The following is a 26831-nucleotide window of genomic DNA, read 5'->3' as shown; positions in this document are numbered from 1 at the left end:
TTTCTATGTCAGTCTTTTCTATAGTTTTATTATAACGCTTTCAGAATATTTTGGCAAGAATTTAGCGAGCTAACGAGAAAGTTTTAATGTCTTTAACGCCTGCTTGATAAAGCACTTGCTTGACTAAAACTAAGGTAGCTCCTGTAGTGTAAATGTCATCAATCAAGAGTATCTTGTCTGGTAAGACTGTATCTTTTTTGAGATAGAAGGTTTGCTGACTAGCTAAACGTTCCTGCCTTGTCTTACTTGACTGCTTGATACTCTCATACTTGCCTAAAAGGTCAAGATAAGGCAAACTTGCATCATCTAAAAAGCCTGTCACTTGATTAAAACGACGTTGGTTCAAACCATCTGGACTAAGCGGAACTGGGAGTAACTGATAATCCTTGTAAGGTTTAAGAGCTTGCTTGATGTCTTGACTGAACACCTTTCGTAAAAGGTAATCACCCTTAAACTTATACTGACTAAAATAAGCCTTCATGGCATCATTGTAACGATAAAGCGCAACGTGATTTACTTGTTCTCCTTGTTCTTGCCAAGCATGGCAATCTGAGCAAAGCTCAGCAATATCTGACTTATAACAAGAAGGGCAATGTTTTTCTGAAATGCTTACAAAACTCTTGCTACAAGTAAAGCACAAATTTGTCTTTGACGGTTTTAATAAAAATAAGTCTGTAAAGGAAAATGAAGAACTTAACGCTTCGTCACACAATAAACATCGCATCAAAAACCTCCCACTTGATTCATGGCTTTAATTTCTTTAATAGCGGCTACCATCGATTTAGTTTTGCCATTATGAAAAAAGATGAGTTGACCTGTCGGGCGCTCCTGACTTCGCCCTACTCGCCCTGCAATTTGAACCAGAGATGAACGTGTGTAAAGTTTATGATTGCTCCAGAGTACAAAAACATCCACGCAAGGAAAAGTGACACCACGTTCCAAAATGGTTGTGGAAATTAAAACATCTAAGTCTCCTTGTCGAAACTGCTCAACCAAGTCTTTTCGTTCAGGTGTCTGACTGGATACAAATCCAATTTTTTTATCAGGTAAAAAATCTATCAAAAGACGGTAAAATTCTTGCCCTAGTTGGATATGAGGAAAGAAAATCAACAAGGGATAGCTTGTTAGTTGTTGTCGTTCAATCATCTCAAGTAATTTCTTTGGTAAACGCTTTTGTTTCATTTTTTCTAACAGGTCGTCTAGCCAAGTTAGACTTGGTACAACCAAGGGACTATCATGAAAACGTCTAGCTAACTGAACACGTCTTAATTGACCAGTTTTAACTGCTTTATCTAATCTATCGGTTGATGTTGCTGTCAAGAAAATCTTGTTACCATCAGGCTTTAAGGCTAATGCCACAGCTCGATAAAGAAAATCATTATCAACAAAAGGGAATGCGTCCACTTCATCGATAATAATCACGTCAAAAGCCTGATAAAACTTAAAGAGTTGATGAATGGTTGCGATGACTAAAGGAGAACGTTTATAGGCTTTTGATTCACCATGAAGTAGGCTAATAGGACAAGAAAAATCACGTGTTAAGCGGTGGTAAAGCTCAATGCAGACATCAATCCGTGGGCTGACAACAGCGACGGATTTCCCTTGATTGAGTAAACTAGCCAAGGGGCGATAAATCATCTCGGTCTTGCCTGCCCCTGTCACTGCATGAACTAGAATATTTTCTTTTTTATCAATAGCTTTTTGCAGCTCCTCCGATACCTGAGCTTGATAGGGGGTTAATTGACCTTGCCAAACCAAAAAATCTCCCTTAGTAAACGGCTCTTGTGGTAGGTAATAAAGAAGCTGGTCACTAACTAGACGACCAAAAACAAGGCAAGCTCTGCAATAAAAGGTCTTATCTGGTAAGCTCCAACTGTCTTTAATCCAACTGTGACAACGTTGACACGAGCATTTCCCATTTTGCTTGAACGTGGTGCACAGACTTTTTGCCAAACCAAGAAACTCAACTGGTAGCTCATTTTGTGGTACTAGGCGACCGTAGTAATTTGCAACATCTTTCATGTCTATTTATTCGTAAAATATGTTAAAATTTTCCTATGAAGAATTACAAAACAATCAAAGCAGATGGTATCTGTGAAGAAGTCATTAAAAAATCACGTTTTATTTGCCATATGAAACGTATCAACTCAGAAGAAGAGGGGCGACAGTTTATCAACCAAATCAAAAAGGAACACTACAAGGCCAACCACTCCTGCTCTGCCATGATTATTGGAGAAAATAGCGAAATTAAACGCTCCAGTGATGACGGTGAGCCAAGTGGCACTGCCGGTGTTCCCATGCTGACTGTTCTTGAAAAACAAGGGCTGACCAATGTCGTTGCCGTTGTTACTCGTTATTTTGGTGGGATCAAACTTGGAGCTGGAGGCTTGATTAGGGCTTATGCTGGTAGTGTGGCACATGCCATCAAAGAAATTGGTGTGGTTGAAGTCAAAGAATTACAAGGGTTAGCTATTGAGATGACCTACCCCCAGTATCAGACCTTTGCCAACTTTTTAGAAAATCAAGGATTACAAGAATTTGACCCAGACTTTTCCGTCAATGTCACCACTCATCTCTACTTAGATAAGGATAAGATACAAGATGTTCTTGATAGCCTGACGGAATTTTATCACGGTAAAGTGAGTAGTCAAGAAATCGGCAGTCGAGTGGTGGAGGTGGAAGTCATAGAATAAAAAGCAAGTCAAAGAGACTTGCTTTTTATTTAATATTAGAAATATTACTTATTAATATTTTTTTGAAGTATTTGAAGCTATTTTCGAAGTATTGTAAGCCATAACAACATTCGCAACAGCAGCTATTTTAGCAGACTTGGCCATATCCTCTTGCAACATTGCCATTTATTCTTGATAAAATTGTTGGTTTTCTTGAAAATGCTGCGACTCTAGTAAATTAAAAGCTTCTTTTAAACTATCTGCTCGATACTCTTCGATTAATTTATATAATCTATAAATATCATGATAATTATAAAATTTTTCAGGAAATCCTAATTTGACTTCTAAATAAGCTGAATCATTAACAGCTACCTGATAATTTTTTTTCTGCAACTTGTAATTCGTTCCTAAAATTACGTTCAGAAATTTTACTATCTTTCCAAATTTTAGGAAATATTTTACTTACCACTACAACAAATACGATTAATAAAATCCATAAAGTATATGAATTAATTTGTTCTTTTACAATTTCATGACTTTAAGAAGAAACAAAAATATTTAATAAAAGTTCTATAAAAAGACCTAACAAAGTAGTAAAAACCAATGTCAATAAAACTGAAAATCCTAAACACCTTAAAAAAATCTTAGAAAAATCAATATTCGGATTGTTACTTTTTACTTTTTCTAGATGTAATCTAGCTTTCTCTACAGGTGCAACTATTTGTCTTTTCTCTAACAAGTATTCTAAGATATCTTCTCTATTCACTACAACCATTCTCCTTTATCATATTATCTCACTTCTATTATACATGCACCCCCCTCCCCATTTTGTCAAGGGGGGTTAAGAAAAAATTAAATTTTTCATCAAAAAAACAAATTAATTTTTTTGTTAATTCGTTGGGGTATCTTTTTTCAAAAATGCCAGACTTTCATCGATCCAATTGGGCAGGGCTTTAGCTAGAGGTTTGAAACCAATTTTATAACGGCTATTGGAAAAACGATGTTTGGGTTGAGAGATATAACCTTCTTCCTCCAGACTACGCAGGGATAGGCTGATTTTTTGGCTATATTCATCCAAATCAATGATCTGAACCGTCACTTTTTGACCGATACTTAAATTTTTGTAAATGTTATCAATATAACCTGCCTTAACTTCTGAAATGTGGATCAGACCAATTTTGTCTTTTTCCAGCTGAACAAAAGCACCATAAGGCTTGATACCCACAATCTGACCGTTTAGTTTATCTCCAATTTTCATGTTTGAATAACCTCAATAGCTGTGATGATGACGTCTTCCTTAGGTTTGTCAGCAAAATCCGTTTCCACTGCAGCAATCTTATCCAAAACCTCATAAGAAGCTTGATCTAACAAGTGACCAAAAACGGTATGACGACGGTCCAGATGGGGAGTGCCCCCCTTAGTATAACGCTCAGCAATCTCTTTTGGCCAGCCACCTCTCATCAATTCCTTGGCACTATATGGAGAGTGCTGATTTTGCACAATAAAGAACTGACTACCGTTAGTATTTGGCCCTGCATTTGCCATAGACAAAGCACCACGAAGATTGTAGAGTTCTTCAGAAAATTCATCTTCAAAACTATCGCCGTAAATCGACTGGCCACCCATACCAGTTCCAGTTGGATCACCACCTTGAATCATAAAATCATTGATCACACGATGGAAAATCACCCCCTCATAATAGCCGTCCTTTGCTAAGGCAAGAAAGTTAGCAACTGTTTTAGGTGCCAAGTCATCAAATAATTGTAAGGATAAGTCGCCCATATTGGTTTTAATAATGGCTTTACTTCCTTGAACTTGATCTAGATGCAATTGAGGCAAGCTAAGTTGGGCTTCAATTAAACCTAATTCAACCAAGGCATGATAAATCCCGTCTTCTTCCACTGTTTTTGTCACGTAATCAGCCTTGGCTTTCAAGGCATCAACCGCATTGCCCATAGCAATTTTTAGACCGACAACATCAAACATCTCCAGATCATTCAGACCATCACCAAAGAATAAAATCTGCTCTGCTTTCAGCTTTTCTGTCGCCAGTACTTCTTCCAAGCCTCGTGCCTTGGACATGCCGGTTTGAACCAAATCAGAAGAATGCGGATGCCAAGGAACTAAACGCATGTCTTGAGCTAAACAGTCAGGTAGCACAAGGTCGGCATTGGTTTTTGTAAACGTCCACATCTGATAAACCGCATTGGTTTGATAAAAATCTGGCACAACAGGACAATCACCATAAACGGGCACCAAGGCCTCATCAATGATTGGACTTGATTCAGACACGACTGGCTGTCCTTCTTTTCCAACAAATCCGTAAGCTATATTCAGCTCTTGACACCAAGCCACAAAGGCTGCCACTTGTTCTTTCTTAAAGGGTTGATTGAAAATCTCCTTACCTTTTTTGTCGATGACGTAGGCGCCATTTAAGGTCACAAAGTAATCTGGTTTCAGGTCACGAATTTCTGGAACAACACCATACATACTACGTCCTGATGCAATCCCTGTCAAAATCCCTTTAGCTTTCAGTTGCTCAAAAACCATGGTAATCTTTTCAGGAATGTAGCCTGTATCCTTAACTCGTAAAGTATCATCAATATCAAAAAAGACTGCTTTGATTTTTTTTGCCTTGTATTTTGTTTTAATATCCATTTTATGTTCTCTCCATTCACTACTTCTATTATATCATCTTAATCATCTTGAGCAACTAAGTGATGACGAAAAGCATAAACGACTGCCTGCGTGCGATCTTCTACCTCCAATTTGGCTAAGATGTTTGATACATGGGTCTTAACCGTTTTTAAGGAAATAAAGAGCTCATCAGCAATGGTTTGATTGTCATACCCCTTGGTCAAGAGTTTCAAAACATCACGTTCACGCGCTGTCAACTCATCATGTAAATCAGGATGTTCATCATGATATTTTATTTTTTTGTCCACTTCTGTTTCAATGGCCAACTCACCTTGGGCTACTTTACGGATACTGTGGAGAATCTCTGCTGCACTAGAGGTTTTGAGCATGTAACCCTTAGCTCCAGCCTCAATAACGGGGTAAATTTTTTCATTATCCAAATAAGAGGTCAAGACTAAGATTTTAGCTGCCTTCCATTGTTTTAAGAGGGTTAAGGTGGCTTCGACACCATCCATTTCTGGCATAACCAAATCCATAACCACCACATCTGGTTTTAATTCTAAGGCGAGTTCCACACCTGTCTTGCCATCTGAGGCTTCAGCGATGACTTCCACATCAGCTTGTAAATTTAGAAAACTCTTCAAGCCTAGACGTACCATTTCATGATCGTCAATCAAAATCACGTTAATTTTTTCCATCTTCTTTCCCTTTCACTATCGGCACATGAATATCCATAGACACTCCGTTACCAAGACTGGTTAAAAAAGTCATCGTGCCTGCGAGATCGTCAACTCGTTCTTGGATATTGGTTAACCCATAACTTAATTCACGAGCAACATTGAGATCAAAACCACGGCCATTATCCACCATTTTCAACTCAACTTCTGTTTCTTTTTCTTGTAAATAAACTTCCAAACGAGTCGCTTGAGCATGCTTTAAGGTGTTACTGATAAATTCCTGAGCAATCCGAAAAAGGTTATCTTCAATCACTTTAGGAAGTTTACCAATTGATTTATGATAAGTAACCCCAATATTACTCTTATCTGTCAGTTCACGTAAAATCATGGCCAAACCTTGTTCCAGAGTCCTATCTTCTAGCTCAGTTGGTCTGAGATGCAGCAACATCACTCTCAAGTCATTTTGAGCCTTACCAAGTATCTCTTCCACAGCAAGCAATTGAGTTTTGAGTTGGTCTGTTTCTAAACCATCTAAACTCTGAGAAAGACCTGAAATCATCATGGAAGAGGCAAAGAGTTCTTGACTCACTGTATCATGAAGGTCTCTTGCAATTCGTCGTCGTTCTTGTTTGACAATTTCCTGACTGTTTAAGATACGGGCATTTTCAGTATTTTGTAAACTCGTAGTTAAACGATTAACCTTGGTTGACAATCGCATCAAATTACGACCTGTTTCGCTATCAATTTGTTTAGGAATGGCTTGGTTATTTAAAATTCGTCGTAAATTATGGTTGAGATGACGCTTACTACTGTCATCCATGATGACCCAAAGCAAGACCAATAAAATTAACAAGGAGAAAATTAACAGGGTGATTGAAAACAAAAAGCGTTCTAAAATCCAGGTATTGTTGATGAGCTGAAAAACATCTAATTCCAAGCTGGTAATAATGGTAAAAACCATAGAAAAGATGGCTAGCGAGGAGTAGATGAACAATAGTACTAAATAAGATTTTCTCACAGGCGTTTCACCTCAACTGAACCAGCAATCACACTGACAATCAGCTTGACTGATTTAAGTAAATCTTGATCGGCTGGCTGACTTAGTTTAATGCTTTCATTACGTAAATCATAGGCTGGAAAATCAAAATAAGTGACATTACCATATACGGCACTGACATCTAATTTGACCGTTACATCAAGGGGGACAAGAATTTGGGTGGGACCATAAACCTTACGAATCACAATCACATTATCCTTGCCTTTCACAATGACTTGGGAAAGATCAATGGTGTCACTTCCTGTTACCCTAATAATATTGATGTCATCAAAACAATAATCATCACTTATTAAATGTTGTTTACTACCAATCCACTTGTTACGTTTTGGTCTAACATCTAGTTCGTCTTTTTCAAACTGAATCAGGGCCCTGCGGTTATTTTGCTTCACTTGAGAAAAATGATTGATTAGGATATAGGCAACCGCAAAAAGAATGGCGGCAATCACATAGGGATTGAGCATAAAAATCAAAAAAAGTAGCAACAGACCAGCAGTCAATAAAAAGTTGCTGCGACTTCCCATATTGTAAAAACGCAAGACTAAGAGAACCATGACCAAAATACAGACTGCTGCTGCGAAATCACTGGCCAAAATGGTTAAAAAAGCCATGGTTAAGAATAAACTCTCAACGACTAAAAATAATTGGAATTTTTTCATCAGTCTGCCTCCTACTTCTTGCTATTCTATCAAAAAAATAAAAAAAATTCAGCTTTGCCCTGATCAAGATAAGTAAAAAAACTGAGCTTAAACTCAGTTTTTTAGTCTTCTTCTGTACTGGCTGAATCAACTTCTAATTCAGACTGACTAGAGTCGCTTTCTTCGTCAAGGCTGGTTGACGTTGATGAAGATGACTCGGTTGTCGAACTAGAACGACTGGTACTTTCAGAAGAGCTTGTTGTATTGGTGCTACGAGTTGAACTCGAGCTAGTTGAAGAAACTTCTACAGTGTCTAAGTAAAGGCTAATCGCATCCGAATTGGAAAGGCTAATCGTATCACCATAGTAGGGAGTTTGAGCAGCCACCAGTGTGCTTGATGCAGGTGAGGTAATGACTTGACTACCATCAGCCATATAAGCAGTGATGGCAGATGTTGAAATACCTAGGTCAGTCAGTTGACTAAGGGCTTCTCCATAGCTTAGACCAACTAATTTTGGTATCATCACTTCTTCGCTTGTTGCAACTTGAAAGACAATCTTTTTCTTAGATTGGGGATCAAATTGACTGCCTGCCTTTGGTGTTTGAGAAAGTACTGTTCCAGCCAAATAGTCTTCATTGACTTGGTACTTAATCTCGATTTGAGATTCCAAAACATTATAATTAGCAACCAAATCACTGACAGCTGTTTGATAATCCATCTCAAAATAATCAGGCATGGTAAACGTATCCTCTGAAGGTTTGGCTGAACCAGTTGAAAGATAAAGATCTATCTTTGCCCCTTCACGACGCTCTGTCCCTGCTACTGGATTGGTTCGAATGACTTGTCCAGAAGCAACTTTTTCATTTTCTTCTTCATAGACATTTCCCAAGGTCAAGCCTGTATCTGCCAAGGCCTTTTTAGCTGTTGCCAAATCCTGTTCAGCTAAATTAGGAACGGCTATGGTTTGTGGTCGAGTTAATAGGAAAAAAGCAAGCAATAGCGTTAATAAGGCAAAGCAGGCGAAGACAATCTTGAGTGCCGCTGGGAATAAGCGTCGTTTTTTACTGCTTGTTTTTTTCTTAACTGGAACTGACTTTGGCGTGATTTTTGAACCAAGTACTACCTTTTTTGGCTTTTTCAACAGCTGCTCTGTTGTTGATTTTGCTGTATTATTTTCAAGTTGAGGCTTCACTTTATTAGTTGTCGCATCATCGTTAAAAATCAACTTCTTTTCACGCAAGCGTTGCGTATTAAGAACCGTTTCCAAATCTTTACTCATCTCATCAGTTGAACGGTAACGATTTTCCTTTTTCTTGGCAGTCGCTCGAATGACCACATTTTCCAAGGCTTGAGGAACCTGAGCGTTACGCTCAATAATAGAAGGCAAGGGGTTTTGGAAATGCTTAAGAGCAATGGCCACTGCACTATCACCATCATAAGGAATCTGCCCAGTTAACATTTCAAAAAGCATGATTCCCATAGCATAAATGTCGCTTTGAATGGTCGCTTTGGAGCCTCTAGCTTGTTCAGGTGACAAGTAGTGAACACTACCTAGCATTGAATTGGTCTGAGTTAGGCTGGTTTCAGCAAAGGCAACAGCAATACCAAAATCTGTCACCTTAACCGTGCCATCCTTGGTCAATAAAATATTTTGTGGTTTAAGATCACGGTGTACAATACCTTGTTCATGTGCCCTAGTCATCGCTGATAGGACTTCTTTCATTATCCGTACTACTTCTTGATTAGAAAGGGGAGCATACTCGGAAATATATTTTTTCAAGTCTGCACCGTCAACATATTCCATAGCTAGGAACTGCTGACCGTCCTCTTCTCCAATATCTCGAATCGCAACAATATTAGGATGGCTTAACTCTGCCATGGCACGCGCCTCACGTTGAAAGCGTGCAATAGCGACTTGATCGGTTTGATAATTGGTTCTAAGTACCTTAATAGCTACTCTTTCATTATCTAAAATCAAGTCCTTGGCAAGATAAACATCTGCCATACCACCATGTCCGATTGATTTTAGGATACGATAACGACCAGCAAATAATTTGCCAATCTGTATCATTACCCTTCCTCACTTTCTAGGTGCAGCAAGGCTACGGTAATGTTGTCAAGTCCACCTGCTTCATTGGCTAAAGAAACCAGTAATTTTGCCTTGTTTTGTAAATCCATCTCTTGAGCAAGAACATCAACAATATTTTGCTCTGAAATCATGTTGGTTAGGCCATCACTATTGACAACTAAGTAATCACCTGGCTCTAAGGTCTGCATGCCAATTTCTAACTCAACTGGTTTTGATTGACCGATAGATTGAGTGATAATGTTTTTTTGTGGGTGGTTAGCCGCTTCTTCAGGAGTGATTTGACCTGCTTTGACCAATTCATTTACCAAAGAATGGTCGTTGGTCAAAAGAGTATAGTTCTGTTGACGCACCAAGCTAATTCGTGAATCTCCTAGATGGGCATAGACGATAGTCTGATCAACAATGGCAAGGGCTTCAATCGTTGTTCCCATACCTTTATAGTCTTCGTTTTGACCCAAATCATAAATTTTTTGATTTTCTTGTTCGATAACATCACTCAACCAAGCACGAATTTTATCAACTTCTGTCAAGTCTGTATTAACCCATGTTCTACCTAGGTCAGTCACTGTCATCTCACTGGCAATATTTCCAGCACGATGACCACCCATACCATCAGCTAACAGTAAAAGAGTAATGCCTGCTTTATTATCGTATTTATTGACATAATCTTGGTTACTTGACCGTTTCTGGCCAATATCTGTTAAAAGTGCTAATTTCATTTATTTTGTCCTGACCGAGTCAGTCTCCTTTCATTCTATGACTTTCGTCTTAGCTGACCTATAAAAAATCCATCTGTTTGGTATAGTTCAGGTGTGATAACCAAACAACCATCCTGTTCAATATTTGTTTGGGGATGGCTTAATACCACCTGTTCAAAATTAGGATGGCTAGCCAAAAACTGTCTTAAAACGTCTTGGTTTTCTTCCTTAAAAATCGTACAAGTACTATAAGTCAATAAGCCACCTTTTTTTAATACCTGACTAACACTATCTAAAATGGCGAGCTGAATTTCTTGTAAACTTGCAAAATCTTGTAGCGATTTATTATATTTAATATCTGGCTTACGACGCAACAGACCAATCCCTGAACAAGGGGCATCCACTAAAATTTTATCAAAAGTATCTGGCGCAAACACCTGATGCACCTGAGTGGCGTCTAAGCGTTTGGTGACTATCTTATCTGAAAGCCCTAGACGCTTGGCATTGTCTTTTACTAGAGCTAGTTTGTGGTCGTACAAATCCAGTGCTGTCACCTGTCCTGTTGTAAGATAGCTCGCTAAATGTGTGGTCTTACCACCTGGGGCACTGCAAGCATCAAGAACTTTTTCGTGACCTTGTATAGCTAAGGTTGGAGCAACCAATTGACTCGACTCATCTTGAATCGTCAACTCCCCCTTTTGAAACGCTTCTGTCCCTGCAAAATAACTACTGGTTTTGACCAAACCCACATCAGATAAAGAAGAATAGTCTGCACCAAAGGTTTGAGCGAATTGTACTAACTTATCTGAATTGATTACTCGTACACTTGCCTTACTTCTAAGCAATAAACTCTCAAAAATAGCTTCTGCTCTAATTTGACCAAATTGTTCAATTAGCTTAGATACCAACCAAACTGGCAAGGAATAGACAATTGAATAACGTTTATTGACGCGTTTTATCGCCTTGGGATTGGGTAATTCTTCTTGACTCATTCGCCGTAAAACCGCATTGATAAGTTTGTCTGCACCTTGATGGCTTGACTTCGCTTTAGCCAACTCAACAGCTTCATTGACAATAGCATGAGCTGGCAATTTATCTAAATAAATCAACTGATAGCTGCTCAGCAAAAGCAAGTCATAAACCCAATCTTCTAGTTGATTACGGTCTGTCAAATAATGCGACAAATACCATTCTAAAGTGATTTTACGAGCCACTGTCCCATAAACGAGTTCCGTAACTAGACTCTTATCCTGTGAGGATAGCTGGCTATTAGCTAAATGCTTGTTAAGAGCGAGATTCGTGTAAGCATCCTGTCTTAAAATCTCTTGTAAAATAATCAGAGCTAGCCCACGCGCACTGGTTCGCCACTTATTTACCAAAGTAATCTCCTACCTTCAAATCTCGACCAAGCCCATTGAGAAAATCACTAATCAACATCTTAGGCTTGCCTGCTGGTTGAACTGTCACTAAGGAAATTGCCCCTTGACCAGTTGCTACCACTAAACTCTTTTTGGTTTTTTCAATAATTTGCCCAGGCTGACCTTGACCGTCAACTACTGTTACTTGATGAATTTTGAAGCGTTGACCGGCCAAGAAAGTATGGGCGACTGGCCAAGGATTCATCCCTCGTACTTGATTAAACAAGTTCCTTGCGGGCTTATTCCAGTCCAAGATTTCTTCTTCAGGTTTGATATTAGGAGCAAAGGACACTTGACTCTCATCTTGAGGTTCTGGCTTTAAGTCACCAGAAAGGTATGCGGGTAAGGTTTTCAAGAGTAAGTCACGACCAACCACAGCTAGCTTGTCAAAAAGGGTGCCCACATTATCCTCATCTAAGATGGGAATACTAGCTTTAGAAATCATGTCACCTGCATCCATCTTTTTGACCATTTCCATAATGGTGATCCCAACTTCTTTCTCACCATTGATAAGGGCATAATGAATCGGTGCACCACCACGGTACTTGGGTAGCAGCGACGCATGGACATTGACAGAGAAACTCACCGACTGTAACAATTTTTCAGGTAAAAACTGACCAAAAGCAGCCGTTATAATCCCATCTGCTCCCAAATTCATCAAATCAGCCATCTCTTTACTACCCGATAATTTTTCAGGCTGATAGCACGGCAAATCATAACGACGTGCCACTTCTTTAACTGGCGTTTCTTTTAATTCCTTTTTACGCCCGACTAGGCGATCCGGCTGCGTTACAACAGCAAGCACTTGGTAACGGTCATCAGCTAAAAGACCTTCTAAAACCGTGGCCGAAAATGTTGGGGTTCCCATAAAGATTAGTTTGGTCATTCCTACTCCTTATCTTGCTAAATTAGCTATTATAATATCTACTCATTTTAGCATAATTTTTAAAAATTAGCACCTAAAAGATGATTATAGTAACTGTTGGGGTTCACTATCAATCACTAGACGCAACTCGCGATTTTCTGGTAATTGCGTTAAGGCTAAAATATGATTCAGGGCTTCTTCCAACTTAGATTCAAAACGATATTTGATCAAAATTTGATAATGGTAAAGATTGTGGGTTCGAGCCACTGCTTTTGGGGTCGGCCCTAAAAATCGAACCTGATCAGATAGAACATTTTTAAGATAGCTTAGAACCTCGTAAGACTTTTCAATAGCAACTTCTTCTGTTTTATGAGAAATATTTAGCACCACTGTATAGTAATAAGGAGGATAGCCTAGCTGTTTTCTGTTTTGCATCTCATAGGCGTAGAACCCTTCATAATCTTGATTTTTTGCAAATTGAATAGCAAAATTCTTAGGATTATAGGTCTGAATAAGGACCTCTCCTTTTTTCTCTGCCCGACCAGCTCGACCAGCTACTTGGGTCAAGAGTTGAAAGGTGCGCTCAGCCGCTCGAAAATCTGGTAAATGAATCGCCGTATCCGCATTGAGCACACCAACTAGAGTCACATTAGCAAAATCTAACCCCTTGGCAATCATTTGTGTTCCCAAAAGAATATCTGCCTTATGTTCTCCAAATGCCTGTAAAATACGTTGATGATCTCCTTTTTTCTTAGTTGTATCAACATCCATGCGTAAAATCTTGGCTGTCGGCAGCAACTGTTGCAATTCATCGTAGGCTTTTTGAGTGCCGCTGCCGTAATAACGAATATGGCTACTGCCACAATGACGACAGGTTTTAGGAATGCCTTTCTGCCAGCCACAATAATGGCATTTTAAAGATCTCGTGTCCATATGTAAGGTAAGCGATAAATCGCAATTAGAACAATTTTCTACTTGACCACATTCACGACACATGACAAAACTAGAATAGCCTCGACGGTTGAGTAGTAAAACCACCTGTTCATTTTTAGCTAGCCGCTCTTTAATCTTATCTAACAAAAGAGGGGTGACATTAGCCATTTTTTGTTGACCAAGATAGTCACGAAAGTCCACGATTTGAACGGCAGGCAAACTAGACTTAGGATTGGCTCGTTCTTTAAGATAGACCAAATCATAGACATCACGACTGGCTCTAGCTCGACTTTCTAAACTAGGCGTTGCCGAACCCAAAACCAATACAGCTTGATGATATTTGGCTCGCAAAAGAGCCACATCTCTCGCATGATAACGAGGATTGGATTCTTGTTTATAGCTAGCGTCATGTTCTTCATCAATAATAATCGCACCAATATTATCCAAAGGGGCAAAAATGGCTGAACGAGCCCCCACAACCACTTTGGCTTGACCTGTTTTTATCTTTCGCCATTCGTCAAATTTTTCGCCATCTGATAAGGCTGAATGTAAAATAGCGACCTGCTGACCAAATCGTGAAATGAACCGACTGGTCATTTGAGGAGTCAAGGAAATCTCAGGAACCAAAACAATCGCTGTTTTAGATGCTTTTAAGATCTCCGCAATCACCTGCAAATATACTTCTGTTTTACCACTGCCAGTAATGCCTTGTAATAAAACTGGCGTCTGCACGGTTTGACCTATTTTAGCGACAATTCGTTCAAAAGCCTTCTGTTGTTCCACATTCAGTTGAAGGGGACTTGACGATTCAACTTGCTCAAAATAGAATTGACTACGACTAACTTCTTTTTCTGAAATCTCCAAGACACCCTTATCAATAAAATAGCCCACCTGATCTCGAGAAAAATCATGATAAAGAGATTTAAGTAAACCATCTGAATGAGTTGTTAAATAATCACGCAATTCCAAGCGTTTCTTAGCCCGTTTAGAGATTTCCAAATCAAGTAGATGGTCTAATTTAACTCGATAATAACGTTCTATTTTCAAGGTTTTTCTATCTTTTGCCTGATAGGAAGTGATGATTTGACCTTGCTTAACCAATTGATTGACCTTAGTCTGTAAAACAGGATTTACCTTGGACCAGGGTATCTCAGTCTTATCACCAAAAATAGCCTGCCTATCTTCTGGTAGTAACTGGTCTGTCGGTTGCAACAATCGGTCATAATTAGAATTCAAAAGATTGGGCAGCATGGCTTTCAAAATCGAAATTTTATAAGAAAAGACTGAATGACGCAGCTGATTAGCCAAATACAGCTGTTCACTTGTCAATACTGGCCAAAAATCAAGTACAGCCACAATTGCTTTTAAGTCTTGAGATGACTGATTTTCTGTAATATCAACCACAAACCCCTGCAGCAAACGATTGCCTCGACCAAATGGAACATGCACTCGGCTCCCCAACTCAATATTGGACAAAAGCTCATCTGGAATCAAATAAGAATAGGGCCTATCCGTCTGCATCAAGGGAATATCCACAATAACTTGGGCAACTTTCATTTATCCTCCCTATATAATGAAAAATCTAAGATTAAAATCTTAGATTTTTCCACCTTCTTCTTCTTCTTTTTCTTTAGCAATTTGCTCTTTAATCCGTTGCTCTTCAGCTTCACGGAAAAGACGTTCTTGTTCTTTTTTCAAAAGTGCTTGTGCACGTTTTTCTTCTGGATTGGGGTGCACAGTGACCAAACCTGCCTCAATTTCTTCCAAGGCTTGCAAGGTTGACTTAACTGAGGTGAATGTCATTGTTGCCTCAGCTCCAGCTTCTAATTCATGAGCTCGTTTAGCTTGCAACATGACTAATGAATACTTTGACGGCACCTTATCCAATAAGGTATCGATCGACGGTTTTAACATCATAAGATTTACTCTTTCTAACTTTATCTCTTGGCTGCTGTCGCTTTAATGATTTGATCGTAATGACCAATCACACGCTCGACACGAAAATGCTCCGTTTCAATAATACGTTTGACTCTTTCAGCAGCTAGTGACACTTCATCATTAACAACCACATAATCATATTCTCGCATCAAGGCGATTTCTTCCTTAGCTCGCTCGATTCGTTGAGCAATCACTTCTTGACTGTCTGTCCCTCGACCAACCAAACGGTTTTGCAACTCCTCTAAGTCTGGTGGCGTTAGGAAAATAAAGACACCATCTGGAACTTTCTTTTTGACCTGCAAGGCACCTTGTACCTCGATTTCTAAAAAAACATCAATTCCTTTGTCCAAGGTTTCATTAACATAGGTCAATGGCGTTCCATAGTAGTTACCGACATACTCTGCATATTCCAGCATTTGCCCCTGACGAATTAGCTCTTCAAATTCTTCACGACTACGGAAAAAATAATCAACGCCATCAACCTCACCTGGACGTTGCGGACGGGTGGTCATTGATACCGAATACTCAAATTTATGATCTGGGGTTGAAAAAATTTCTTGCCTCACTGTCCCTTTACCGACACCCGAAGGTCCCGAGAAAACAACTAACAGCCCACGTTCAGACATCTTACACTCCTTGTTTGTTCTCACTTAACAGTTTAACAAAATCTAAGTATTTTTTCAAGACAATATCAAGAAAAGTCTAGCTTTCACCAATCAGTTTTTTATTAAAAAAGAAACTGAGAAAATCTCAGCTTCTTTTATTTGGCATAATCTACTGCTCGCAATTCACGAATGACTGTTACCTTGATATTACCTGGGTAATTCAGTTCATTTTCAATCTTCTTACGCACCTGATGGGCTAAGATAGTGACTTGTTTATCCGATACACGTTCTGGTTCAACCATAATTCGAATCTCACGACCTGCCTGGAGGGCATAACTTTGCTTAACTCCCTTGAAGTTAGTCGCAATGTCTTCCAAATCACGCAGACGCTTGATGTAATTTTCAATGGATTCATTACGAGCACCTGGTCGAGCTGAACTTAGGGCATCTGCTGCCGCCACTAAGACCGCAATAACGCTTTCTGCTTCCACATCGCCATGATGACTCGCGATGGTATTGACAACCACAGGATGTTCCTTGTACTTACGTGCAAATTCCGTGCCAATCTCAACATGGCTACCTTCAACTTCCTTGTCAATGGCCTTGCCCATATCATGCAAGAAACCTGCACGACGAGCTAGGGCAACATTTTCACCTAACTCACCTGCTAAAATACCTGCTAGCTTACCAACTTCAACCGAGTGACGAAGAACATTTTGCCCATAACTTGTTCTGAAATGCAAACGACCCATAATCTTAATCAAATCTGGATGAAGATTAAGTGCGCCAATTTCATAAGCTGCTGCTTCACCATACTCACGAATACGTTGATCAAGTTCTAGACGATTTTTCTCCACCAACTCTTCAATACGAGCTGGATGGATACGACCGTCCTTAATCAAAGCTTCTAAAGTTAGCCGAGCAATTTCACGGCGAATCGGATCAAATCCAGATAACATGACCACTTCTGGTGTGTCATCAATGATAATATCAATTCCCGTCAAACTCTCCAAAGTACGAATATTACGGCCTTCTCGACCAATAATACGTCCTTTCATGCTATCATCAGGCAGATGAACCGTCGTAATCGTCTGTTCAGTCACATAATCCCCCGCCAAACGTTGCATGGCTTGAGAGAGTAATTCCTTAGCTGTCTTATCAGCTCGATCCTTAACTTCCTGTTCAGCCGCCTTAATACGACTGGCAATGTCCTGAGTGAGATTATTTTCTGTTTCCGTCAAAATAATCTCTCGTGCTTCAGCGATAGACATGTGGGCCACACGTTGCAATTCTTCTGATTTTTGCGACTCCAGTTGAGCAACTTCTTCTTCACGCTCATCAATATGCCTAGACCTATCAAACAGACTTTGTTCCTTTTGTTCCAAAAGTCTTTCTTTATTGGCCAAGTTTTCATCCTTACGGTCAAGTGAGCTGGCACGTTGTGTCAAACGGTTATCCATCTGCTTCAACTCCTGTCGCTCAGTCTTAAATTCTTGGTCAATGGCTTCACGATAACGTCTAGCCTCTTCTCGTGCTTCGATGAGTAATTCTTTTCGTTGAGCATTACCATCACGCTGGGCAGCTTGTCTAATCTGGTCAGCCTCTGCTTCTGCTAAACCTCTTAGATTCACTGCATCTTGTTCTGCATTCAAAAGAGTCAGTTCTGCAGTTTCTTTGGCCGTTTTCATCTTAGCCGAAATCACTACATAACCAATCAACAAACCAATGAGGGAAGAAACAAGGCCTAAAATTAGTTGTAACATGTTTTTTACCTCAATTTATTTTTTGGCATAAGCCAAATTACATTCTAACACAATTTAACTTTTTTCTCAATCTAAAACTAGATTGACTGACCAACTTTATGGTATGATAAGGTAAAATAAAATAAGGAGTTCTCATGACAAAAGAAGTTATTGTAGAAAGTTTTGAATTAGATCACACGGCTGTTAAAGCCCCTTATGTTCGCTTGATTTCTGAAGAAAGTGGCCCTGTTGGAGATGTCATCACCAACTTTGATATTCGCTTAGTTCAACCCAACCAAGATGCCATGCCAACCAGTGGCCTTCATACCATTGAACATCTGCTTGCTAAGCTGATTCGTCAACGTATTGGTGGCATGATCGACTGTTCACCTTTTGGATGCCGTACTGGATTCCACTTAATTATGTGGGGACGTCATAGTTCAGACACCATCGCCAAAGTCATTAAAGACTCTCTGGAAGAAATTGCTCAAGTGACTAGTTGGGAAGATGTCCCTGGTACAACCATTGAATCTTGTGGTAACTACAAAGACCATAGCCTTTTTTCCGCAAAAGAATGGGCGAAATTGATTCTTGAACAAGGCATCTCGACTGATCCATTTAAACGTCAAGTCATTTAAAAAAAGAAGCCAATAGGCTTCTTTTTTAATAGTCTAAATTGTCAGCATTACCTGGGGCATTTCCAACAAAGTAACCTGTTTTCGCATTGATCGAGAAGAGATACGTTCCGTCAGATTTGAACATGTTGTAATAGCCATTACCGTTAATAATATTAACCGGCTCAACATAGTAGTTGTTGTCTGTAAAGTAACCACGAGCTCGTGAAATGTTGATGATATTTTCCAAAACACCTGGATTAAACGCCCATGCTGGATTGTTAGTATCCGCAATAGCTGTATCATTATACGGCACACGAGTCAAGTTACGTTGAAGTACAGACGAATCTGACCCAATCACGCTCGTTGTCGCTGCACTGGTTGCTGCGTCTGTTGTCACACCAGCTTGAGCTGTTGTGGTTTGCTCTGAAGTTGTTGCTGTATTTTCTGTTGCAGGAGTTTGCGTTGTCGCAACTTGGTCTGCAGCAACAGTAGTTTGTTCAGTTGTCGCTTGATCAGTCATTGCCGTATCACCACTTGTAGCCGTTTCTGTATCTGTGTTAACAGAGGCTGACACAATTCCTGCATTGGTTCTTGCTTCTGAAATGACTGATTGCAACAGTGTATCAAGCGAAGCGTTACCTGTATTTAAAACATCACTTGATAAATCATCAAGATTAACATCTGCTTTCAAGCTAGTTGCCACTTTTTCACCATCTACAATCGCATCTGTTTCAAATTTACTGTTAATAGCTTGAACTGCTGCGATTGATTTGCTCAATTTATCATAATCTGCCTTAGCCTTGTCATAATAGCTAGTTCCTTTGAGTTTATTAAGAGCTGTTTCTAAGTTGGGTAAATTAGCAAATTCGCTATTTTTCAACTTGGTCTTTTCGCTATCTGCGAAAAATGTACCATAAAGCTCCGTAAAGCTATTATAATCAGCTTTGGCAGTCGCCGTATCTGTACTGCTTTGGGTAGATGACGACGAAGAACTAGTTGAACTACTGCTTGTCGAGGTAACCGAAGTGGCTTGTTTACTTAATTGATTAAGACCATAACCTGCCCCAAAAATACCAAGTACCAAAGCTGCTAGACCACCAATAATCCATTTTTTGTTTTTGTAAACTGGTTGCACATCATCTGCATCACCTAAAACAAAATCATCAACATCCTTAGTCATAGGAACAGATGTCTCGGTCAATTCCACTTCATCAAAAATTGAGCTTTTTGTTGAAACTGGTGTTGGGGTAACAGAATCAGTCAAAGTCACTTCCTCAACCGTATCTACTGTATCAGCGACAACAGCTTTATCAAGCAAACCAGATTGAGCCAATTCTTCACGTTGTTGTTTGATAAAATTATCTAAAACACCTGTATCCAATGACTCTAAATCAATCTTATCAAATTTCTTTGATTCAACTTTTTCACGGTTTTGTTTAATATATTTGTCTAAAATACCATCAGTATCTGTAATACCTGCCTTGATTTCAGATTCCTTACGAATCGTTTCTTCTACCGTTAAATCTTTTACACGATTTAAATCCAAACCGTCCTTATTTTTAAACATATTTTTCTTATTTTTTGTCATCATACTTCCTTTCTTACTGCTTCATTTCTGATCGTTTAACACGTTGACCAAAGTATTGATACAAATCAACTTTTAAAGTACCGTTATAGAGTTTTCGCTTCTTATCAGCTAGTATCCCATATTTTTGTTCAAAAGCCTCATCACTGGTCAAAATAAACTTACTCCATGTTTTCAGCGGAGCAAACACACGTCCCATATCAGCATAGAGGTTATCAACTCCCTCACTCTTGAGCAAACGTTCACCATAAGGGGGATTAGAGATAATGACCCCATTGATTTTCTCTGTTCGTAAATCCTGCAATCGCATTTGCTTAAAGGTAATGGCATCTACCAAACCCACTTCTTCTGCATTTCTTTTTGCGATTTCAATCATTCTGGCATCAATATCAAAACCAGAAATATCTAAAACAAGATCATATTTAGCTTCATTCTCAGCCTGATCACGAACCTCTTGTACCAGTTTCTTATCTACCCAGTCCCATTTTTCAAAAGCAAACTGGCGATTAAAGCCTGGTGCAATATTCATGGCCATCATCGCTGCCTCAATACAGAAAGTACCAGAACCACAAGTCGGATCAATCAAAGGCTTATCTGGAAACCAATTAGATAGTTGTAAGATTGCCGCCGCCATATTTTCCTTGATAGGCGCACCACCTTTTTCCGTTCGATAGCCCCGTTTGAACAAACTATCACCACTAGTGTCAATCATTACGGTTGCCTGGTCTTTCAGAATCGACACTTCAATCTTAAACTCTGCACCAATCTCCTGTAAAGGTACTCCTTCAGGACGATGGTAGTGTTTTTGTAATTTTTTAACCACTGCTTTTTTGGTAATGGCTTGAACACTTGGCTCATTGTGCAATTTAGAACGCACACACTTGGCCTTACTAATCGGAAACTTCGCTCCCAAAGGCAAATAATTTTCCCAATCTAATGCCAAAACCCCTTGAAACAGTTCCTCAAAGGTACGCGCTGGGAATTGACCAACGATAATCTTGATACGATCAGCTGCTCTTAACCATAAATTTGTTTTGATAATCGTTTCCAAATCACCTTGGAACAAGACTTTCCCATTTTCTACCTGACAATCAATGTCTAACGCTCGAATTTCACGGCCAACAACAGCCTCTAAACCTGCTGCAGCTGTGGCCACTAATTTAAATGATGTTTTCATATCTTCTTTCATAATCTACAATAAAAGCTAGCAAGTGCTAGCTCACCTATTATGCAATTTTCTATAAGCCATGTTTTGTTCAGGAGGCAACTAGGCCTTGCCTCCCTTGATAATCATCTGTCTACTACAAGGATAAACTTGCAGTCAAAATAGTCTGTTCGTATTCCAGCTATTTCATGCCCCGACCAAAGTTTGGGTTGCTAGCTTGAGGGGTTTACCGCGTTCCATTTTTCACGTTTCCATGAAAACTACGTCACTGTGGCACTTTCAGGATGACTCTGGCATATCAAAGACTTAGCCATTTTATCCGCCGTAACTTATCTCAAGGACAAGTCCCTAGGCTTATTGGTTCGCCTAGCACAAACACTACCGGCATCACAGCCAGTGCTAGCATGGACTTTCCTCATGGCAACTAATTTACCATGCGATTATCCAAAAATTGCACATTATTTTATTCTACAATCTGTTTGCCGAAAACTTCTTTTTCTAAACGGCTAATACGCTTGAGAATATCAAGATTTGTCGCCGTTTGATGACTGCTAAAATTGCTAGCTGGTACTGCTGCAACGGCAGGCTGAGTTTTAACCTCTGTACTACTTTCAGTCAATTTTTTCTTCAAGGCTTGATTTTCTTCACGAAGGGCTGCAATCTGAGCAGCAAAGGTTTCATAATCCTTGATGACCTCATCTAAAAACTCATCCACCTCTTTTTTATCAAAGCCACGCATCACTGTCTTAAATTCTTGTTCAAAAATGTCTTTTGGACTCAAAATAATACTTGCCATTCTAATTCTCCATACCGATCAATCTAAAAGAGTTATTGAACTCATTCACTTTCCAATTATACAAGAAGATAGGAGGAAAATCAAGAATTTTACTTAATTCCTTAGGACTCAATTTCTTGAGCCAAATCGTTGAGGCGGTCGAAGTCTAGGCGTTTTATGTCATAGTTTGGCAAACTTTTCATTTGCCTAAATAAATATTTCAAATTCGTTTCACGCTCCTCGTCATAAAAGAGATATGCCCCGTCAGTATGATTGAGAAGAAAATCTTGGTAATGTTTTAGTTGACTAGGATTTTGGTAACTCGGATAGCTATATTTGACAAAGTCCAATGCTTTGAATGCTGCCAAGATCATCTGATTGCTATCATTCCAACTTTGACCATGGTCTTCAAAGGGAAAAATGACCCCCATCTGAAACCTGTAGTCCTTCTGCATGTTTTTAGCAACCTCCAAAACCCAATATTCAAACCCCAAATTACCTGTGAAAATCAACCACTCTAAGCCTTGTTCACACAAATGCTCCAAATCTTTTTCAATAGCTTTTTTAATCACTTGTAGCCGTGGGTCTGTTTCTTGAAAAATACCCAAATCAAAATTTCGGTAACCTGAAACAAGAATTGTGGACATTTTTTGCTATCCTTTCTAAAAATATGCTATAATAGGTTGAAATATGTTATTTTAATTAAGCGATTAGGAGCGATATGGTTAACTACCCTCATCGATTAAAGCGACAAGCTGTTTCAAAACATTTGAAACAGAACCGTTCTCAAACTGACTTTGCCAATCGTGGTATGTCTTTTGAAGCCAGTATCAATGCGACTAATGCCTACTATTTGACACGAGAACTAGCAGTTATTCATAAAAAACCGACACCCGTTCAGATCGTCAAAGTCGATTACCCCAAACGCAGTCGGGCGAAAATTGTTGAAGCTTATTTTAGACAAGCCTCAACCACTGACTATTCTGGTGTCTATAAGGGACGTTACATTGATTTTGAAGCCAAGGAAACCCGGCAAAAAACTGCCATGCCCATGAAAAATTTTCACGAGCATCAGATTGAACACATGAAACAAGTGCTTCGACAAGATGGCATTTGCTTTGTTCTCTTGCATTTTTCTTCGTTGAAAGAAACCTATTTCTTACCAGCTCAAGCTTTAATTGACCACTACAAACGTGACCAAGGAAGCAAATCTATGCCACTTGATTATATCAAAAAACAAGGCTATCGCATAGCTGACTCTATTCTTCCTCAAGTCCCTTATCTTGATATTATTGAAAAATTCTTTTAGGCGGTGATTACTATCAAATCGAAATCTCTTTTAAACCTTATTAAATATGCAGTAGGAGCACTACTCAGTTTTATCATTTTCCTAGTTGTTATAGGTGCCTTAGTTTTTGGCTTTTTTGTCCTTACCGCTCCGTCTCTCTCTGAAGACAAATTGAGGGCTGTTAATTCCAGCTTGGTATTTGACAGCGAGGGAAATCAAATTGCTGATTTAGGAGCTGAACAACGTGAGAGCGTAACGGCTGATAGCATTCCAATTGATCTGGTCAATGCTGTGACAGCTATCGAAGATCGCCGTTTCTTTGAACATCGAGGAATTGATATTTTCCGTATCCTAGGTTCTGCTTGGCATAATTTAACCAGCAACACCACTCAAGGTGGATCAACCCTTGATCAGCAATTGATTAAGCTAGCATATTTCTCAACCACTGAACGCGACCAAAACCTTAAACGTAAGGCTCAAGAAGCTTGGTTATCACTACAAATGGAGAAAAAATATACCAAGCAAGAAATTCTAACCTTCTACATTAACAAGGTTTATATGGGAAATGGTTACTATGGTATGCGAACAGCGGCTAAAAACTATTATGGCAAAGATCTGCCAGAATTGTCTATCGCTCAATTAGCTTTACTTGCTGGTATTCCACAAGCTCCTAGCCAATATGACCCTTATACCAATGCCGAAACAGCTCAAGCTCGACGTGATACTGTGCTATCTCAAATGCTTAATTACGGTAAGATTAGTAAAGAGGTCTATGAGGAAGCCTTAGCCACTCCTGTTACTGATGGCCTTAAACCACTACAAAAGAAAGTTAGCTATGAAAAATATCTAGATAACTATCTCAAACAAGTCATTCAAGAAGTTGAAGAAAAAACAGGTAAAGACATCTTTACGTCTGGTTTAAAAGTTTATACGAATGTTAATTCAAACTTACAAAGCTACCTATGGGATGTTTATAACACCTATGACTACATCGCTTATCCAGATGATGAAATGCAAGTAGCTTCAACCATTATGGATGTCAATACTGGTCAAGTCATTGCCCAACTAGGCGCTAGAAATCAAAACGATGATATCTCATTTGGTACCAATCAAGCTGTTTTAACCGATCGTGACTGGGCGTCAACCATGAAACCAATCACAGACTATGGGCCTGCTCTTGATAGTGGGGTCTATACCTCTACCGCTCAATCAACTAACGATTCTATCTATTATTGGCCTGGTACTTATACCCAAGTCTATAACTGGGATCGTCAATACTATGGCTGGATGACCATTCAAACAGCTCTAATGCAATCGCGTAACATTCCAGCTATTCGAGCTTTGGAAGCGGCTGGATTAGAAACCTCTCTCAAATTCCTTAACAAATTAGGAATTGACTATCCTGAAATGCTCTATTCTAATGCCATCTCTAGTAACACAACCGTCAATGATTCTAAGTACGGTGCTAGTAGCGAGAAGATGGCTGCTGCCTATGCTGCTTTTGCAAATGGTGGTACCTACTATAAACCACAATACGTTAATAAGATTGAATTTAATGACGGATCAAGTCAATCTTACAAACCTGAAGGCTCTCGTGCGATGAAAGAAACCACAGCCTACATGATGACAGACATGCTGAAAACCGTTCTAACTTACGGAACAGGTACAGAAGCTGCAATTGGTTCAATGCCACAAGCTGGTAAAACAGGAACATCAAACTATAGTGATGACGAGTTAGATATTATTGCTGCAGAAACTGGACTTTACACACAAAATGTTGGAACAATTGCACCAGATTCTAACTTTGTCGGCTACACATCTCAATATTCAATGGCTGTTTGGACGGGTTATAAAAACCGTTTAACCCCACTTTATGGTAATGGGCTAAAAATCTCTGCTCAAATCTATCGAACAGTCATGTATTACCTCACTGGTGGTTATAGTGATGATTGGGAAATGCCTGAAGGACTATATCGTAGCAATGGCATGCTTTATTTAGATGGTTATAGTACTAATAATAGAGATTATTATTCTAACTCACGAGCAACTAATAATCGTAGCAATCACACAACAAGTTCTACAACTGTCACTACTAACGAAATCAGCAGTAGTAGTCAAAATGAAACAAGTAGCTCTTCAAAAGAAAGCAGCTCAACTTCTTCTAGTAAAGCCTCAGAAACAGATACCGAAACCGAAGATGAACTTGAAGCCGTTGCATCGACATCAATTGCTTCAAGCAATGCAACAACTAGAGAGAACACTTCTAGTTCAGCAACAGAAACTGTTCCATTCTATGAAGAAGAAATTGAAGAATAAAGAAAATCCCTCAGATAAGGGATTTTTTATTTGGTCAACTGTAACTAAACTGGTGTAATATCATTTTCAATGATAACTTTAAGTGCTTCGTTTTTACCAGCATTCTTAAAGACTTCATAGGCTTTTTCAATTTCAGATAGTTTGAAGTGGTGCGTTACTAACTGGCCTGCATCAATTTTTCCTGATTTCACAACGTTAAGCAACATTTCAGTGGTATTAGCATTAACCAAACCAGTTGATAAAGTCACATTCTTAATCCATAAATCTTGCAAAGCAAAGTCAACTGGCTTACCATGAACACCCAAGTTGGCAATGTGACCACCGATAGCCACAACATTTTGACAAACATCAAAGGTTTCTGGATAACCAACACACTCCATACTAACATCAACACCACGACCATCTGTCAATTCATCAATCTTAGCCTTGATTTCTTCCACATCAGATGAACAAATCGTATGTGTTGCACCAAACTTCTTAGCGGCTTCAAGACGAGATTCAGACAAATCAACCATAATAATCTTAGCTGGAGAATAGAATTGAACTGTCAACAAGGCTGCTAAACCAACTGGACCTGCACCGACAATACACACGCTATCTCCTGGTTTAACATGAGATGGTTGAACACCAATTTCATAGGAAGTTGGGAAAATATCAGACAACATTACAAGAGCATCATCTTCTACTGTCTTAGGTGCGTGATAAAGACTACCATCTGCATGAGGAATATGAACATACTCAGACTGTGTACCATTGATGAGATGTCCTAAAATCCATCCACCACTTTCACAGTGAGATGGCAATTGACGCTTACAATAGTAGCAAGTATTACAAGAAGTGATACAAGAAACAATAACTTTATCACCAACCTTGAAATTGCTAACTGCCTCTCCGACTTCTTCTACGATTCCAATTCCCTCATGACCCAAGATTGTTCCTGGTTTACAAGCTGGTACATCTCCACCTAAAATATGAAGATCCGTTCCACAAATCGTGGTTTTCACAATTCGTACAATAGCATCAGTTGGATTAACAATCGTTGGTTTAGGTTGTTCAACTAATTCTAATTGACCTTTATTGACATAAGTTGCTGCTTTCATAGTAAGCCTCCTTTATAG

The 26831-nt window shown here is 39.2% G+C and carries 26 protein-coding genes, 1 other RNA gene and 2 pseudogenes; 5 read left to right on the top strand and 24 right to left on the bottom strand.

What is annotated here, in order from left to right:
* Positions 1–61: 61 nt before the first annotated feature.
* Entirely contained in the window at positions 62–724 is a 663-nt protein-coding gene (locus tag FRX54_RS05335; protein ID WP_146461810.1) for a ComF family protein, read from the bottom strand.
* Positions 724–2022 (bottom strand): DEAD/DEAH box helicase, encoded by a 1299-nt coding sequence (locus tag FRX54_RS05330; protein WP_146461808.1) that lies wholly within the window; start codon positions 2020–2022, stop codon positions 724–726. Before FRX54_RS05330 ends, FRX54_RS05335 begins: the two co-directional genes overlap by 1 nt.
* A gap of 35 nt (positions 2023–2057) precedes the next feature.
* On the opposite strand from FRX54_RS05330, the gene FRX54_RS05325 reads away from it, so the two are divergent.
* Complete coding sequence (locus FRX54_RS05325) at positions 2058–2693, top strand: YigZ family protein (RefSeq protein ID WP_146461806.1); 636 nt, start codon at positions 2058–2060, stop codon at positions 2691–2693.
* A 165-nt stretch (positions 2694–2858) separates the two neighbouring features.
* Here FRX54_RS05325 and FRX54_RS05320 read toward each other — a convergent pair whose 3' ends face one another.
* From FRX54_RS05320 to FRX54_RS05295, 6 genes are all read right to left on the bottom strand, one after another.
* On the bottom strand, positions 2859–3065 hold the full coding sequence (locus tag FRX54_RS05320) for a hypothetical protein (protein WP_146461804.1): 207 nt from the start codon (positions 3063–3065) through the stop codon (positions 2859–2861).
* Between the two features lie 145 nt (positions 3066–3210).
* The gene (locus tag FRX54_RS05315) at positions 3211–3438 is read right to left on the bottom strand and encodes a hypothetical protein (RefSeq protein WP_146461802.1); all 228 of its coding nucleotides are present in this window, start codon (positions 3436–3438) and stop codon (positions 3211–3213) included.
* Between the two features lie 123 nt (positions 3439–3561).
* Positions 3562–3930, bottom strand: coding sequence for a S1 RNA-binding domain-containing protein (locus tag FRX54_RS05310; protein ID WP_146461800.1), 369 nt, complete (start codon positions 3928–3930; stop codon positions 3562–3564).
* Positions 3927–5330, bottom strand: a complete 1404-nt coding sequence (locus tag FRX54_RS05305) for a Cof-type HAD-IIB family hydrolase (protein ID WP_146461798.1) — start codon at positions 5328–5330, stop codon at positions 3927–3929. Before FRX54_RS05305 ends, FRX54_RS05310 begins: the two co-directional genes overlap by 4 nt.
* 38 nt (positions 5331–5368) lie before the next feature.
* Positions 5369–6007 (bottom strand): response regulator transcription factor, encoded by a 639-nt coding sequence (locus FRX54_RS05300; RefSeq protein ID WP_146461796.1) that lies wholly within the window; start codon positions 6005–6007, stop codon positions 5369–5371.
* Complete coding sequence (locus FRX54_RS05295) at positions 5994–6704, bottom strand: sensor histidine kinase (protein ID WP_398586883.1); 711 nt, start codon at positions 6702–6704, stop codon at positions 5994–5996. Before FRX54_RS05295 ends, FRX54_RS05300 begins: the two co-directional genes overlap by 14 nt.
* Here FRX54_RS05295 and FRX54_RS06480 point away from each other — a divergent pair.
* Positions 6688–6786, top strand: coding sequence for a hypothetical protein (locus FRX54_RS06480; protein WP_398586881.1), 99 nt, complete (start codon positions 6688–6690; stop codon positions 6784–6786). The two genes, FRX54_RS05295 and FRX54_RS06480, sit on opposite strands and share 17 nt — an antisense overlap.
* Before the next feature lie 214 nt (positions 6787–7000).
* Here the strand turns inward: FRX54_RS06480 and liaF are convergent, their stop codons facing one another.
* The 9 genes from liaF to FRX54_RS05250 all read right to left on the bottom strand — a co-directional run bounded on the left by liaF (position 7001) and on the right by FRX54_RS05250 (position 17988).
* A complete protein-coding gene (gene liaF, locus FRX54_RS05290; protein ID WP_146461792.1) occupies positions 7001–7699 on the bottom strand; it encodes a cell wall-active antibiotics response protein LiaF in 699 nt (232 codons plus the stop codon).
* Between the two features lie 101 nt (positions 7700–7800).
* Positions 7801–9750 (bottom strand): Stk1 family PASTA domain-containing Ser/Thr kinase, encoded by a 1950-nt coding sequence (gene pknB / locus FRX54_RS05285; protein WP_146461790.1) that lies wholly within the window; start codon positions 9748–9750, stop codon positions 7801–7803.
* On the bottom strand, positions 9750–10487 hold the full coding sequence (locus FRX54_RS05280; RefSeq protein ID WP_146461788.1) for a Stp1/IreP family PP2C-type Ser/Thr phosphatase: 738 nt from the start codon (positions 10485–10487) through the stop codon (positions 9750–9752). The genes pknB and FRX54_RS05280 overlap by 1 nt, the downstream gene beginning before the upstream one ends.
* Positions 10488–10522: 35 nt before the next feature.
* Positions 10523–11845 carry a 16S rRNA (cytosine(967)-C(5))-methyltransferase RsmB gene (gene rsmB, locus FRX54_RS05275; RefSeq protein ID WP_146461786.1) on the bottom strand — a complete coding sequence of 441 codons (1323 nt, stop codon included), beginning with the start codon at positions 11843–11845 and terminating at the stop codon, positions 10523–10525.
* On the bottom strand, positions 11835–12770 hold the full coding sequence (gene fmt, locus FRX54_RS05270; protein WP_146461784.1) for a methionyl-tRNA formyltransferase: 936 nt from the start codon (positions 12768–12770) through the stop codon (positions 11835–11837). Before fmt ends, rsmB begins: the two co-directional genes overlap by 11 nt.
* An 84-nt stretch (positions 12771–12854) precedes the next feature.
* Positions 12855–15239 carry a primosomal protein N' gene (locus FRX54_RS05265; protein WP_146461782.1) on the bottom strand — a complete coding sequence of 795 codons (2385 nt, stop codon included), beginning with the start codon at positions 15237–15239 and terminating at the stop codon, positions 12855–12857.
* A 39-nt stretch (positions 15240–15278) separates the two neighbouring features.
* Positions 15279–15599 (bottom strand): DNA-directed RNA polymerase subunit omega, encoded by a 321-nt coding sequence (rpoZ, locus tag FRX54_RS05260; RefSeq protein WP_146461781.1) that lies wholly within the window; start codon positions 15597–15599, stop codon positions 15279–15281.
* A 20-nt stretch (positions 15600–15619) separates the two neighbouring features.
* Positions 15620–16246 carry a guanylate kinase gene (gene gmk, locus FRX54_RS05255; RefSeq protein ID WP_146461779.1) on the bottom strand — a complete coding sequence of 209 codons (627 nt, stop codon included), beginning with the start codon at positions 16244–16246 and terminating at the stop codon, positions 15620–15622.
* 134 nt (positions 16247–16380) lie between these two features.
* The gene (locus tag FRX54_RS05250; protein WP_146461777.1) at positions 16381–17988 is read right to left on the bottom strand and encodes a ribonuclease Y; all 1608 of its coding nucleotides are present in this window, start codon (positions 17986–17988) and stop codon (positions 16381–16383) included.
* Between the two features lie 134 nt (positions 17989–18122).
* Here FRX54_RS05250 and FRX54_RS05245 point away from each other — a divergent pair, with 134 nt between their 5' ends.
* A complete protein-coding gene (locus FRX54_RS05245) occupies positions 18123–18605 on the top strand; it encodes an S-ribosylhomocysteine lyase (protein WP_146461775.1) in 483 nt (160 codons plus the stop codon).
* Between the two features lie 25 nt (positions 18606–18630).
* On the opposite strand, the gene FRX54_RS05240 is transcribed toward FRX54_RS05245, so the two are convergent.
* The 6 genes and pseudogenes from FRX54_RS05240 to FRX54_RS05220 all read right to left on the bottom strand — a co-directional run bounded on the left by FRX54_RS05240 (position 18631) and on the right by FRX54_RS05220 (position 22756).
* Positions 18631–20172: a cell division site-positioning protein MapZ family protein gene (locus FRX54_RS05240; RefSeq protein WP_146461773.1), complete on the bottom strand. Its 1542-nt coding sequence runs from the start codon at positions 20170–20172 to the stop codon at positions 18631–18633.
* A gap of 13 nt (positions 20173–20185) precedes the next feature.
* A complete protein-coding gene (locus FRX54_RS05235; RefSeq protein ID WP_146461771.1) occupies positions 20186–21346 on the bottom strand; it encodes a class I SAM-dependent RNA methyltransferase in 1161 nt (386 codons plus the stop codon).
* 59 nt (positions 21347–21405) lie between these two features.
* Positions 21406–21786, bottom strand: an RNA gene (rnpB, locus tag FRX54_RS05230) — RNase P RNA component class B.
* An 11-nt stretch (positions 21787–21797) separates the two neighbouring features.
* Positions 21798–21878, bottom strand: a pseudogene (locus tag FRX54_RS06475) (cell division regulator GpsB); the annotation flags it as partial.
* A pseudogene (locus FRX54_RS06470) lies at positions 21861–22073 on the bottom strand (DivIVA domain-containing protein); the annotation flags it as partial. The pseudogenes FRX54_RS06470 and FRX54_RS06475, both read right to left, overlap by 18 nt.
* A 158-nt stretch (positions 22074–22231) precedes the next feature.
* A complete protein-coding gene (locus FRX54_RS05220) occupies positions 22232–22756 on the bottom strand; it encodes a DUF1273 domain-containing protein (RefSeq protein ID WP_146461767.1) in 525 nt (174 codons plus the stop codon).
* Between the two features lie 74 nt (positions 22757–22830).
* Between FRX54_RS05220 and recU the strand changes: the two genes are divergently transcribed.
* Both recU and pbp1a read left to right on the top strand, forming a co-directional pair.
* Positions 22831–23418: a Holliday junction resolvase RecU gene (recU, locus tag FRX54_RS05215; protein ID WP_146461765.1), complete on the top strand. Its 588-nt coding sequence runs from the start codon at positions 22831–22833 to the stop codon at positions 23416–23418.
* Between the two features lie 3 nt (positions 23419–23421).
* On the top strand, positions 23422–25713 hold the full coding sequence (gene pbp1a / locus FRX54_RS05210) for a penicillin-binding protein PBP1A (RefSeq protein ID WP_146461763.1): 2292 nt from the start codon (positions 23422–23424) through the stop codon (positions 25711–25713).
* 44 nt (positions 25714–25757) lie between these two features.
* Here the strand turns inward: pbp1a and FRX54_RS05205 are convergent, their stop codons facing one another.
* Complete coding sequence (locus FRX54_RS05205; RefSeq protein ID WP_146461761.1) at positions 25758–26813, bottom strand: zinc-dependent alcohol dehydrogenase family protein; 1056 nt, start codon at positions 26811–26813, stop codon at positions 25758–25760.
* Positions 26814–26831: the final 18 nt, after the last annotated feature.

The sequence above is a fragment of the Streptococcus sp. sy004 genome, from assembly GCF_007859205.1.
Classification (GTDB): Bacteria; Bacillota; Bacilli; order Lactobacillales; family Streptococcaceae; genus Streptococcus.
Note: the sequence above shows the minus strand (reverse complement) of the source record. Positions and strands in the feature narration are given on the sequence as shown.